Source organism: Paraburkholderia sp. MM5482-R2, assembly GCF_050436125.1.
Taxonomy (GTDB): domain Bacteria; phylum Pseudomonadota; class Gammaproteobacteria; order Burkholderiales; family Burkholderiaceae; genus Paraburkholderia; species Paraburkholderia tuberum.
The window spans coordinates 193,253-207,779 of sequence record NZ_JBNDLP010000004.1; the positions used below are offsets into that span (position 1 = coordinate 193,253).

Annotated in this window: 2 protein-coding genes; both read right to left on the reverse strand. The window is 62.6% G+C overall.

Translation table 11 applies throughout. From position 1 onward, the window contains the following. Window positions 1-20: 20 nt before the first annotated feature. Window positions 21-260 (reverse strand): hypothetical protein, encoded by a 240-nt coding sequence (locus tag OKW37_RS36985; protein WP_429510095.1) that lies wholly within the window; start codon window positions 258-260, stop codon window positions 21-23. Further along, on the reverse strand, window positions 260-14,314 hold the full coding sequence (locus tag OKW37_RS36990) for a LysM peptidoglycan-binding domain-containing protein (protein ID WP_429402334.1): 14,055 nt from the start codon (window positions 14,312-14,314) through the stop codon (window positions 260-262). Before OKW37_RS36990 ends, OKW37_RS36985 begins: the two co-directional genes overlap by 1 nt. Window positions 14,315-14,527: the final 213 nt, after the last annotated feature.

Sequence of the window (14,527 nt, forward strand, 5' to 3'; positions counted from 1 at the left end):
GGGCGACCGCGCGTGACACCCTACCGCATTGAGCTTCGTATTTTGGGCAACGACAGCAACGTGAACGCAAGCGCAAGCAACGTGCCCTTGACGAAGATGCCCTTAATACTCACCGCTCCGAGCACCCCTGCGATTCCCAACGTCTGGTAGCAACCAGCCACGAAGAAGCAGCTCAAGTACACCCCAACGACGCCAATCACAGCCATTCCTGGCACGCAGATCAGGAGCGACTTCACGAATACGGAAAGTAACTTTCTCATCATTTCTTGCCTCCGAGCTGCGATTGCATCTGCAGATAGATGGCATTGACAGCTTCCTGACCGGACGCCCCCCCCAGAGAACCTGCGACAACTGGCAGGTGGTTGGGGTTGAGCAAATTCCATCCGGCACTTGACCACACTCCGGTCGCGGCCCAATCACTTGACGTGAGAGAAGGTCTAATAGACGAGGTGATCGCGCCCTGGCCGAGCTTACCTAGTCCATAGCCGAAGCTGGACAAGACACCACTGGTAAAAGCAGCCCCACCGATCGAGTCGTCTTTCCCATACACGACGTTGTTGACGGCTGTACCTGTTGCGCCACCAACCGCATTCACTGCCATATTCCATCGCAAGCCACTGCGTGTACCCAGTGCACCTGCTGCAAGACTCACACCGACATCAACGGGATTGACATCCCCAGTCAAGAAGTACTGCGCTCCCGCGTTGACGCCCGCGCTAATCGCTCCCGTACCCACCGACGAGGCCCACATGCGCGAACCCAGCAAGCCACCGGAACTAAAGATCGGTGCGCCACCGCCGAGCATTTCGCTCGCGAGTGTTGCACGCCCGCCGTTGACGAGCGCAGTGATTCCCGTTTTGATCGGTGCAGCAGCTCCCAAGGTAAAAGCAGTCATGCCCGCTTCCAGAAACGACTGGGCACCCTTCGTTACAGCCGTGCCGTAATTCCCCGCATCCCAGTTCGCCCGTGCTGCGTCCATGCTGGTCGCGCCGACCATGTCGTGCGCGAACTGCTTGGTCGCATTCCAGCCATCAGCCCCGTACTGTTTCGCACGATCCCACGCGTAGAGAAGATTATCGGAGCCGCCGCTATTATCGGCCAGCACTGCAGGACGCGGATCGATTTGTGAGGTTGCCAGCCCAGAAGACGGGCCGAAGAGCGCTGCAGCACCGGCGTACGGCGTCTGGCTGCTGTCAACGAGCCCGCCATACACACCGAACAGTGCAGTGCTACTGCTGTATGACGCCTCCGGAGCTACAAACCCGCTGCCGACGCCACCAAGCCCGCCCGGCAGCACCTGCGCATTCATGCCGCCGATCGCTTCCTGCACACGCTGCGCGGTCGTATCGGTTTTCCCAACGGAGCCGGCCTGCACCTGGTCGACGACGAGATTGCCAATCGTCGATGCGACCGCATCCATGGTGATCGCGCCAACATTGCGCCCAAGGCTCCCACCACGCACGATTGTACTAGCAGCCCCTGCAGCTATTCCCGCACCCATGCCCGTTACAAACCTGCCTGGATCCGAGCCCATGTTAAAGCCCACGTTGCTGCCGCCGACATTAATCGTCCGTGCCGCCTGGAAGCCGACTCCAGATGCCACAGCGGACGCTGCCATGCCCTTCCAGTCAAACCCGCGCTGAGCACCAACAGCGAGCGCCATACCCTGAGTCGCGGCTGAACGCACCGCCCCCTGAGCAGCCGCGGTCCAGAAGCTGGTGGCAGGGGCCGCCGCCGCCCCGATACCAGCTGACACAGCTCCAATTGCCATCCCCTTCCAGTCAAATCCATGCTGCTCGCCTGCGGCGATCATGACGCCCTGCGTCGCGGCCGCTCCCGCGGCGCCAATCAGCATTGCGCCAACAATGCTGCCCGTACCCATCGACACGACCGATACCGCGACCGCGATGACTACCGCGAAAATCTGGGCCACCCCACCACATCCCCCATCCTTGCTCGGCGGCGGTGGAGGATCGGGCAGCGTCGGCTGCGTATTGCCGATCGCCTTGCCCGGGTCATACGGCTTGAACGTCGTCGCCGTATTGTGCACGTTCGTCACCTGGTTGGGCACCGTCAGCATCTGCCCGGCCTTCAGCACGTCATCGCCCTTCAGCCCGTTCGCGTCCGCCAGGATGTACCACAGCGTCGCATCCCCCCACAGCGACGACGCGATCGACTGCAGCGTATCCCCATCGCGCACCGTCCAGGTACCCGGGCTCACGCCCGGATACACCCCGTTGATCGCCATGAAGTTCTCGTCGAAGTCCGCGCTGCCCACCGGCGTGAACACCTTGTACTGACTCTCGCTGCCCTTCGCGAGCTTGCCCGCCAGCTCCTGCACGTAGTCGACCGTCTCGACCCCGTCGTTGCCCTGGTTGCCCACCCGGTTGCCGTTCAGGTAGTAGTAGTTGTGCTTGCGATCGCCCGTCGCGCCCCGGATCGTGCCGTCATCCGCCACCGTCACGCCCACCAGTTCGTCGCGCCGCTGCACCTGGCCGCGCAGATCCGTGTAGTACGTGAACGCGCGTGCGCTGCCCGCCTGGCCGCCACCATCGTCGTAGGTGGCCTTCAGGTTGCCGTTGACGTCGTAGTTGAAATAGCTCGATGCCGGTCTCCAGCCCGGCGCGTCCGGGTTGCTCCCCTGCGCCAGGATCTGGCTCTGTTTCGCGCTGTCCCACCATTCGTACGAATAGGTGGCCGTCATGGCCGTGCCGCTGCCATTGTCGGGACGTGTGGCAACCTGCCCGAGCGTGCCGTCGGCCATGCGCGTATAGGTCGTCGTCGTACCTTCGATGTTGTCATGCTCGGACATCAACTGGCTGTCGGCGTCCCAGTCGCGCGTCACCGCCGTCACGATCTGACCGCTGCTCCTGTCCCGTTCGATGGTCTCCGTGACGCGCCCCAGCAGATCATTGGTGCGCTGCTGGATCATCATGCCGTCGACCGTCTGCGTCGCCAGCAAGCCGTTCGCGTCGTACGTGTAGTACTCCGTGCGTCCATCCTTGGCATAGACCGCCATCGTCCGCTCGCCGGCCGCGTTATAGCCAAGCTGCACGCCGTCGCCGCCGGCCGCGCCCGCCACGATATGCACACTGGTGTCGTCCGGATCGGTGGCGCGCGCGCCCGAAAGCGATCCCATCGAGACCGTGAAGCGGTTCAACGCGTCGTACTCGTACCAGTACTCCTGCTCCGTCGCGTGATAACCCACCATGTCCGTGTACGTCGCCATCATCCGGCGGCGATTGCCGAGCGCGTCGTACTCGTAACCGACCTGATAGCTGTTGTCACGGATCGCCACGACGCGATTCAGTGCGTCGTATTCGACCCGCGACTGCGCGAACACGTACGAGTTGCCGAAGTCCGTGAAAAATTCCGCCGTACGGTTGCCGTCGCCGTCGTATTCGTAGAGCGACTGGGTCTGCGTGCCGTAATCCATGATCGAGCGCACCAGACCGTGCGAGTAATAGCTGTATTCGACATGCTGGCCACTCGTGCCTTCCTGTTTTGTCAGCAGACCGGCCCAGTTGTACGTGTACTGGAACACGTGGCCACCGAGATCGGTATGTTTCGTCACCCGGCCGAACAGATCCACCTCGTCGACCATCGAGCGGCCGTTCGCATCGATCGTCGTCTTTACCCATCCACCGCTCGCGACCGAGCCGATCGAGCTGATCGTGCTCGCCCAGCGGTAGTCGTACTGCACCGTGCGGCCGGCCGCGCTGACGGTCTTCACGATACGACCGTCGGCGTCGTAGTAGATGCGTTCGCGTCCGCCCAACGCGTCCGTGTGGGCAATGCGGTTACCCGCACTGTCGTACTCATAGCGGTCGATGCTGCGCTGCCCGTTGGCTAATACCGGCCGGGCGATCTCGATCAGCTGGTTGGCCCTGTCGTACGTGTAATCGGTGCGTCGTCCCAGCTCGTCGGTCGACACGCGCAGATTTCCCACCGCGTCATACGAGAAGTTCTTGCCATACCCCATCGCATCCCACGACTGCGCCACCGCCGGCTGCGCGAGACCATAGTTCCACTGCTGGGTGCTCAGGTGGCCGTTCGCATCCTTCAGGCCCACCAGGTTGCCGGTCAGATCGTAGTAGTACGTGGTGAGCGGAGCCATCTCTATCTGCGCCCCGTTCTCCAGCGTGACCATGACAGTCGGCTCGCGTTTGAGCGTGAGAGAACCCATCGTGTTATACGACGAGTAGGTCCAGTTGCCGCGCCCGTCCCTCTCCGCCGACACCTCACCGAATGCGTCGTGCTGCTGCAGACGGTCGATCGTCATGTCCTTCGCCAGTTCCTCGATCACTCCGACGATGTCGACATTGGTGACGGGGTTGTTACGCGTGCCGGTGAGGAAGTAGCTCTGGCGCTCCATCAGCACGTTGCCCGCGGCGTCCATTGCGAGGTAGCGGTACTCGTACTCGACGTTCGTCGGCAGATCGCCCGCGTCGAACAGGAAGCGACCGGCGGCGTCGCGAGTGAGCGTTATCGTGCTGAAAGTCCGGTCGTAGTCGACATCCTGCTTTGTCGATTCGCGGTAGTACAGCGTGATCGTATCGACGTTCGTAAGCGGCGCGCCGCTGCTGTCCGTCGGCGAAAACTGGAAAATCGACGGCAGTGCGCTACCGGTCAAAGTCACTTCGGACGTCGCGTTGACACCGATCCTGATATCGCCCTGCCCCATCGAGAGCGGCCGGCCCGCCGTGTCGTAAGCGGTGAACCTGATCGAATAGACCGAGTCAGGCTGCAATCCCGCTTTCGTTGTGTCCCACAGGAAGTCGCCCGCCATGCCGGACAACGTCGTGTACTGCGTGGTGCCGTCCTGCTCCCACGACACGACCATGTGGTCCGTGCCGGCCGGTTGGCTATGAAACACCACAGTCGATTTCAGGTCCACAAGGTAGCCGAGCGCAAACGACGGCGACTGGCCATTGCCCGGCAAATTGATCGTGCCGCGCAGTGCATCGATCTGTGCACCGGCCGAGTCGAACAGGTCGAGCGATATCTCATAGACTCCGCCGCCTAGCGACGCCATGTCGATCTGGAACCCGCCGGTAATCGGATTGCGCCAGACCGGATAGTCAAGCTGCCAACCTGGATTATTCGGGTCGCGCAGGCGCACGACGATATAGTCCGCCAGCTTTCCTTCTGTGCTTCGTATGCCAAAGATATTCAGCGACTGCGGTGCCGCCCAGATATAGTTTCCTGACGCATCGACGGTAAAGCCGGGACGTGAGCTTGGCGACGCCGCAGGAAGGTCGGCTAATTCGATCTTCGGACCGTCGGTATGCGAAATGTGAAGCCTATAGCCATCGCGCCGAAGCAACGACCCCGCCTCGCCGTAACTACCATCGCTGACAGCAATGAAGATCACCTCATAGTCGTCGTCCGGCAGTCCGCTGGTGTCGACGGTAAACGAGTTTGGGAGGCTGCTCGAACTCTTTGGAAGCGGCAAAAATGTTTCTGTCGATCCCGCGCGACGGTAGTACAGCATGCCCGCAGTTCCTTCCGGGAGCGAATTGCGCGCGACACTCAGCAAGCCTGAAGCAACCTGCAGCGGAGCACTGGCGTCAAGCACATCACTGTTTCCAATCAGGGCCTGGCCGTTGCTGAAGTTGATGAGCTGCGCCGACTGCGAAACCGTACCCGCGAGCACTGGACCCGATCCCGCGCTGAGCGGCGTCACGTAGATTTCAGCGGTCCATGTAAAGGTCACGCTTGAATCGACAAAAAAGCCATTTAACCAAAGCTGACCCGAACGCCAGTTGACCGGTACGCTCACCTGCGTCGCATTCATCGGCACCACGGCTGACCAAGCCGTACCCGACGGCCTGCCGAATGGCTGCGCAAACGCTGCCTGATCCTGTCCACCACGGATCTGCCATTCGGATCCGGAGGCGGTATAGCTCACGCGAACCTCAACGTTATAAGCACCATACAACTGCGCAAAGTCAGGCAAAGAAAAATCCAGGCTGCTCACGCTGATATAGCCGTTATCCTCAGATTTGTCCACAGACCAGGAGCCTGTCACGCTAACCTTTCCGTCTGCATCCAGCATTCCCGCATCGCCGTTGACGAGCGGCAACGTCGGCCCGGTCACCGGCCGCGCTGACGAATCGATCCACCCCGCGATGCTCAACTGTGTATTCGCGAACACCCCACCATCGATCGGAATATCGACCGGACTGAAGCTGATGGTCGGTATCCCGCCCGACGTCTTCGGCTGCCGAATCTGAATCACCTGATTCCGCTCGTCATAGCGCGTGTAAGTCTGCATCATGTCGACGCTCTGCAGCAGCGCGACGAGATCGTCCCCGGTCGTGATCACGCGATAGCGCAGATCGCTCTCCATCGACTCGACCTTCAGCGTCGCATTGCCATTGCGGTCATACATGAACAGATGCGACACCCCGTCATCAAAGTTCGTGCGCACCACCCGGCCGGCGTTGTCATAGTCCGCATATTCCTGCCATTCACCGTTCGCGCCGCCGCCTCCGGTGCGCCGTCCGGTCGGCTCGCCATATGCGTTGTAGCGCAGCTCGATCAGTGCACCAGTTGACACCCGTGCACCCGTCGCTGCGTCACTCGTTTGGGTGAAGCGCGAAGTTTCGCGGTTTTCCGCGTCATAGGTGATTGTGGTGGAGTCGAACCACTGGTATCCGTCCGCATCGCGGCGCAGATAGTAGACGCTCGTGACATTGCCCACGGCGTCATACTTGAAATTCGTCGCCACGTCCAGCGCGTTGACTTTCGAACTAAGGCGACCACCCGCGTCGTAGAGGTACGACGTCACCTGGTCCGGCTCGCCTTTGCGAGTTTCCTTCACGACGTTGTTCAGGCCGTTGTATTGATAGAGCGTCGTGACGCGCACCTGCCGGTTCTGATAGTCGGCGAACTGCGGCAGCATCTCGCCCGTCAGACGTCCGAGCGCGTCATAGGTGAAGTCGTACTGGCTGCCGTTCGCGTCGACCTTGCGCAGCAGGTGCCCCTCTCCGTCGTATGAATAGTTCGACGTGGCGTCACCGGTCGACTGCGCGAGCTTGCCGTTGGCGTCGACCTTCGCGAACTCAACGCCGACGCGCGACTCGCTCAGCAACCGGCCGTTGTTGTCCCAGGTGTAGTTGGTGATGCGATCGTCGGGGCTGCGGGGCCACGAACTGACGATGGTATTGACGGAGGCGCTCGCCGAAACCGGGTCCGGGAACGGCAGTGCAAACCGCGTTTCCTGCGTGACGTTGCCTTGCGCATTCACCGTGTACGCGATGCCGAATCCCTTCGCGTCGATTTCGAGCGTCTTCTGTCCGGCCTTGTTATAGAAGTAGGTTGTGCGATTGCCGGCCGGATCGACGGTCGCGGTCACCTGGCCGCAACCATCGTATTCCCACGTCGTCACCAGCTCGCTGCCAGACGTGATGAAGTATTCGCCCCGCGCGTCGTCACCCGCGCTCGGATCGAAGTAGCCTGTCGCTACATTCTGCACGCGGGACTGAGTGAGCCGGTTATCCGCGTCGTAGACGTATCGCGTTTCGCGCACACGGCTCGGATCGACCGGCTCAGGGGCCTGCGATCCAGTTGGTGCGACGACCGGATCCGCGTAGACCTGGGTAACTACCACGTTGCCTACTGGATCGTTCGTCCACAGCGTCAGCGTGCCGGTCGGGCTGACCTGCGCAGTCTTCCGGCCCGCCACGTCGTAGTACAACGTGGTGGTATGTCCATTCGCGTCGGTAATCGATGTGAGATTGCCTTGCGCGTCATAGACCCGTGTCTCGGTCGTGCTCGCAGGAAAGCCAGCCTGGTACACCGACACGCCGGTCAGCGTGATCTGCCGGTCAAGCAGGTCATACCCATAGCGCGTAACACGCTCCTCTTTGAGCCCCTGCGCTTCGATCGTCGCGATGCGATTGCCGCGCGCATCGTATTCGAACGTGTTGACAACCGCCTTGCCACCCGAAGTAACCGGTAGTGTTTCCGACAGCATCAGTCCACGGCGATCATACGTATAAGAAAACTGCCCGCCGACCTTGTTCGTATAGCCGGTGCGGTTGCCGAATGCGTCGTACGCGTAGATTTCGCCGTAGCCCTCGGCGTCGGTCGACCTCACCAGGTGGCCGAGCCGGTCGTACTCCATGCGGGTGACCGCCTTCGTATCCTGCGTCACCTTGACCGCATCGCCAAACGCGTCGTATTCGGTCAGCACGATGCTCGCCGTCGGCGAGACGACCTGCACCGCGCGGTTCAGCACGTCGTAGGAGATCTGGCTGATGATGTTCCTGTTCTGGTCGGCCGCCGTCACCCTATTGCCGAAAGCGTCATAGGTGTTACTGGTTATATAGCCGAGCGCATCGGCCGTAACCAGTAGATCACCCCTCGCGTTGTAGATATAGCGCATGCGATACGCCGCCTGCAGATTGCTCCGCTGGCTGGGACTGAGCGCTGCTGCCTCGAGCGCCTCGCCATTCGCGTCGACATAGCCACGCGCCTTGCGCTCGGCAAGTGCCCAGGCGGTGTCCCGCTCGGAAAGCTCCACCCCGCGAGGGTCGGTCTCAGCAGTCACACGTCCCATCCCGTCATACGTGTAACGTGATGTCGCAGCGACTGACGTACCGTACGCGCGGGTCTGTTCGATCATGCGCCCAGCTGCGTCGAATACCGCGTGCGTGACGCTCTGTTCGGGCAGACCATCGGCGACGCTCGTGTTCACCGCGCGTCCCAGCGCGTCAAGTTCATAGCGCGTGACGACGCCTGCCGCATTCGTCGTGCTCGTCAGACGTCCGGCGCTGTCATAGTCGTATCCCGTCGCGGCCGCCGAAGCCGGAATGATTTGCGGCAGAAGTGCGGCAGCCTGTTTCTGGCTGGCGCCGCGCGCCGCTTCGTATCTGTCCGCGTAGCGGATGGTCGTCAGCAGATGGCCCGCTGGATCGTAACGTTGCTCCGTGACGTAGCCTTCGGCATCGATCACATAGACCGGCCGGGTGGCGGCATCATAAATCCACGTGGTCGTGCGATCCCCGGACGGCCTCCCGACGTCAGGTGAGGCGAGCCAGAGCTCCAGCGTCGAGGCGTCTGGAATGCCAGCCCCCGCATACGGCGTCTGGTACTGTGTGCGTTCGAGGAGATTGCCACCTGCGTCGTAACGGTTGGACGTGACGAAGCCGAGCGCGTCAATACTGGCCGTCACCCGGTTTGCCACGTCATAGACCATGCGCGCCGTGCGATCGCTCGCATGCGCCTGATCCGATTGCGCGCTCAGCGCTATGGCAACGGCGTCGGCGGTAAGCGCACCCGCTATATTGACGGGGCTCGCATAGGTGATCGTGCTGATCACATTGCCGTTGGCGTCGTAGATGTTCTCGGCGACGTAGTTCAGCGCGTTGATCACGTAGCGCACGCGGCCGTCCGCGTCGTACACATATTGCGTGGTCTGGTCGCACAGTGGCTGAAGTGTCAGGTGGCCCGTGATGTAGGCCTCGGACACCGTGGCGGGCAAGTCGCCCAGGGCGTTCGCGAAGGCGGTGCGCGATACCACCCGGCCTGCCGCGTCGTAGACATTCCTGACGAGTGCCCCGGTTGGCCCGACCGACCACGTCTGCCTGCCCTCCGCGTCATAGACGTAGCGCGTCACGCCCCCCGCCGCATCGGTCACGGATACGACATCGCCATTGGCGTCGTATGCGTAGCCCGTTGTGAGCCTGAGTCCTGCCGGGTCGACGACCGTACTGGTCAACCGCCCTGCCTTGTCGTATACGTTCTGCGTGACACGCGGGTTGCTGCTGCCCGCACCTTCGGTCACGGTAAGGACATTGCCGAGGCCGTCATAGGTGAAGGTTGTCAGCAGGTTCAGGCCACCTACATCGGTGGTCACGCCGACCGCATGGCCACCCGCGTCGTAGCGGGTTTCGGTGACGACCCCTGAAGGCTCCGTCACGCGGGTCGTCTGTCCCGTCGCGTCGTATTCATACCGGGTGGTGAGGTTCAGACCGGCCGGATCAAGCGTGCGCGTGAGCACGCGGTCGGCTGCATCATAGCTGTACGTGGTGTGAGTGCCGCGCGCATCCACCGTGTCGATCAGGTTTCCTGCATGATCGTAGCTGCGCGTGACGGTGGCACCCGTCGCATCGGTGACGCCTGTGAGGTTGCCGTTCAGGTCGTACGCGTAGCGTGTCGCGTTGCCCCTGCCGTCGGTCAGGGTGACAAGTTGCCCTGATCCATTGAACGACGAGCCGGTGACGATTCCCTCGGGCGTGGTCACCGTCACCTCGCGGTTGAAAGCGCTATACGACCACGTCGTCGTATGGCCGTTCGCATCGGTACGGGTCAGGACGTTGCCGAACGCGTCATAGGTCATACCCGAACGCGCACCGGTGCCATCCGTGACCACCACGGTATTGCCGCTGCGGTCGTACTGCTGGCTGCGCACGACGCCGTTCGCGTCGGTGGACTGTGTGAGGCGCCCGAAGGCGTCGTAGATCGCGGAGGTGAGCAGGTTCAGGCCACCCACGTCCTCACTCTGCTGGATCAGGTTGCCACGGTTGTCATAGGCGGAGGAGCTCAGCACGCGCACCCCCGCAGCGATATCGCGCACCACGGAGGTCTGGTCGCCGAACGCGTTGTATTCATAGCCGGTCGAGAAGCCCAGCGCGTCCGTCTTCTGCAGCAGGCGTCCCGACGTGCTGTAACTGAACGTCGTGCGGCTCGCGTTCGTATCCTCGAGTTCGGCAAACGTTTTCCTGAGCGCATCAGTGAGCACGCCGCCCGCAAGGCTAGCCAGTGTGCCAGTCGCAACGCGCCTCGCGTAGACAAGCGTCTGCGTCACATCGCCGAACGTGTCGTACCGGTACTCGACGACTTCGCCCATCGGGTTGACCACGTGCGTCAGGCGCCCACCGCCGTCGTAGTAGTAGAGCGTCGTGTTGCCGTTTGCATCGGTCATCGATGTGCGGCGCCCTGCTGGATCGTACGCGTAAGTGACGCCCCACGACTTCCACACCGCGTCGACCGCGGCCTGAGTGGAGTTCGCGCCCAGCGCGGCCAGCGCCGCGCTGCCTTCGCCGGTCAGTTGTCCCGTAAGCCGCCCCAGCGCGTCGTAGCGGTAGGTTGAGGCGCGTGGGCCGGTGCCATCATCCACTGTCTCGCCGTTGAGGTTGCCTTCGCGGTCGTAGGTGTAGCGTGTGGTGACGTCGCCGCTCACCGAATACAGGCTGCGTCCGGTCAGCCGTCCCATCGCGTCGTAGGCGTACGTGGTGCGCTCCAGTTCGCCGGGCGACACCGCCCACGCGAGCACCATCGCTGCCCGGTCCACCACGAAGCGTGCGCTGGTCTGCGCGCCGTTGGCGATCAGGCTCGCACTGCCCACCTCAGCCGCAAACGCGCGTTCACCGAGCGTCGCGTTCCGCACGATGACGTTCGCGCCCGACGCGCTGCGGAATTCGACCGTGTGGTTCGCGATGGGCACAACGTTCGCGGCGCTAAGCGTATAGGTTGCGTTTCCCGACGACGTGAGCGTCACGGCCCCGGTCTTCACGCCGTCGATCCACACCTCAACCACCGAGCCGGCCGTGCCACTTGCCTGGAAGCTCACCGCCACCTGCTGGGGGCCGCCCAGCTGCGTGGTGATGAGGCGCAGGCCGCGCGTGCGCTCCACCACGTTGCCCAGCGCATCATAGGTGTAGTTCGTCAGGTACCCTTCGCCATCGATTTCCGTGGTGAGCAGCCCTCGTGCGTCATACAGGTAATACGCGTGAATGTCCTGGGCGTCCGCTGTGAGTCGTAGGTTCGCGAGGGTCCCGGAGGAGCGGTACTTGGTCGGAGTGGGTGTCGCGTAGCGGATCGTTTCGGTACGCTCACCCGCCGCGTTGTAGCGGTATTCCGTCAGATACCCCTCGGCGTCCAGTTGAGCGGCGATCAGCCCGTCGGCCGTATAGAAATAGCGCGTCGTGCGGTCCGCGCCGCTGGCAGCGGGCGTCACGGGCGGGTTGCCCGTCGGCGCGTTGGCCACATCGGCGAGCGTCGCATAATGCAGTTCGCTGATCACCTGCCCCTGCGGGTTGCGCAGGTCATACGCGTAGACTACCGTCGCGCCATCGGCAGCCACCGTCCGCACGAGCTTGCCGAAGCCGTCGTACACCCGCCAGTCGGTGCGGTCCAGGCTGCTCGCCGCCGGCCGCAGCCCCGAATTGTCCAGATCGAGCTGCCTGGGGCGGCCATTGACGAGCGTGGTCTCGACAGGCCGCCCGCTCGGGTCCGTCAGCTTCGCGAGCGCCGCAGCGCTCACCGGTGTCGCATAGCGGGTGGTGGTGCGGGGCAGTCCCGAATTGGTGTAGCCGTATTCAGTCAGCATGCCGTTCGGGTCGATCTGCGCGACGCGGCGCCCGTCCGCGTCGTACAGGTAATACGTGAGCGCCCCGTTCGCGTCGGTCATCATGCGCAGATTGCCCAGCGCGTCGTACACGAAGCGCTCGCTGGACAGCAGCTGGCCCGCCAGCGTGTCGGTCTGACTGATAAGCGAGCCCAACGCGCCGTATGTCGAGATGCGCGTGAGGCCGTTGCTGAACGTGACGAGCGTCTGGTGTTGCGTATCGTCGTAGCGATACAGCGTGAGGACACCGTCCTGGCGCATGGCCGACAGTAGCCGTCCGAGTCCGTCGTAGGTGAACTGCTCGGCCTGCTGGCTGCCGATAGTGCCTGTATAGCGCTGCAGCAGCCGCCCGGACGGGTCGTACACATAGCGCGTCTGCGAGAGTCCGTTCCCGACATTCGGGTCACCGGTGCCGTCGGTGAGCAGCCGTGCATACTGCGTCACGCTCGCCACGTTGCCCCGGAAGTCGTAGGCCACATCCGTGCGCGTGCCCTGGCTTTTATCGGCCAGCCCATCGACCCAGCCCGCCAGATCCGCTTCACCAGTTCCCGTGCCCGTATAGAAGCCACCGCCATGCACGATCACTGAGACCTGCTGGCCCACCGCGTTATACCGATATTCGGTCACGCGCCCCTCGGGGCTTACCACGAAGCGCAGGTGATCGAGATCATCGTAGATGTACTGCGTCGTGAGCGGCTGATAGGTCGGGCTGATGGTCTGCGTGAGCAGCTGGTTCCGGTCCCCCCAGGTGCGGTTGATTGTCGTGCCGTCGCCCCTGCGCTCCTGGGTCACGTTACCGCGCGCGTCGTACGTATAGTTGACTGAGAGGTCCGGGTGGTCGAACACCAGCACACTGAGTACGTTGCCGCTCGCGTCATAGGTGAACTGGCGAAAGCCGGCGGTACTATTGTTCAGTGGATAGGAAATCTTCGTGAGTCGTCCTTCGGTGTCGTATGTGAACTGCGTGATGTTGTTCAGCGGATCGGTGAGCGTGGTCACCCCGGTCGCGACGTTGTAGGCGAGTGTCGTGACCTGCGGGCGGCCCGCATCGTCCGTCTGCGCGATCGTCGCTACCCGGTAGCCGCCGTCCACGAGGACGTACGTGAAGGCCACCATCGAGCCGTCGGACTGCGCGATCGATGCAACCCGGCTGCTCGTGCCGTCGTAGGTGTAGCTAGTAGTGAAAACGTTGCCGTCGACGATACTGCTATCGTCCGGGCTCAGGTCGACAATCACCTGTGCAAGCCGCCCCTGGCTGTCATAGGTATAACGTGTGGTGGTCGCGCTCGCCTGGCCGCCGCCGTCACGGTACACGCTGCGCAGCCCGGTGAGCTGGTTCGCGCCGTTGTAGTCCAGGTACGTGACCTCTCCGTTCGCCATCGAGACCTGCGAGAGCAGTCCCGCCGCGTTGTACGTGTAGGTGACCGTATTGCCGGCGCGGTCGCGCCCCGCGGCGAGCCGTCCACCCTGTGCGGCGTCATAAACCTCGGTGAGCTGGTTCGCTCCATCACTCCAGTTCCAGGTGCCTGACGAAGCGTCCCAGGCAAGCGTAGCGCGCGCACCGGTACTGATGCCGCCGCTGGCGACGTACAGATTGCGTGTGGCGTCGTACACGTAGGTCACGGCGGAAGCATCCCAGTCGGTGCGCGTGACCGTGCTGCCCGCCGTGTTCAGCATACCCGTGAGACCATCGACGATGCGCATGCCGCCAGGGCGCCAGTTATCGTCCGATAGCTGCCCGAGACTGTTATAGGCGCGGTAAATCGTTCCGTTCACGCCCTCGCCAAGCAGCATCAGGTCCTGGCTGCGGATGACGAGGTTGCCGGTCGCCGCATTCACATAGAGCTGCTCGCCTGTCTGTCCCAATGCCGCGTCACCAATCTGGCCCAGTGATCCAAGCCCCAATGCCGACGACGACTGCAAACCCAAACCATTGCCCGTGACGATCGCTACCATCTATGCCCCGTACCTGTTCGTTAAGCCTTGCGCGATTGGTTTCCCGAACCGCTTCCGAACAAGTTGTCCGAAGATTTTCAGAACTGTTTAGCGAAAATCTCAGGCCCTCAGGATCTCGTGCCTCCTTGCGTGCGATGAAGCATAAATTGTGGCGGCGATTGCCGGCCTGATCTCGCAATATGGATCCCGCAGCAATTCCAGACTGCTATGCTA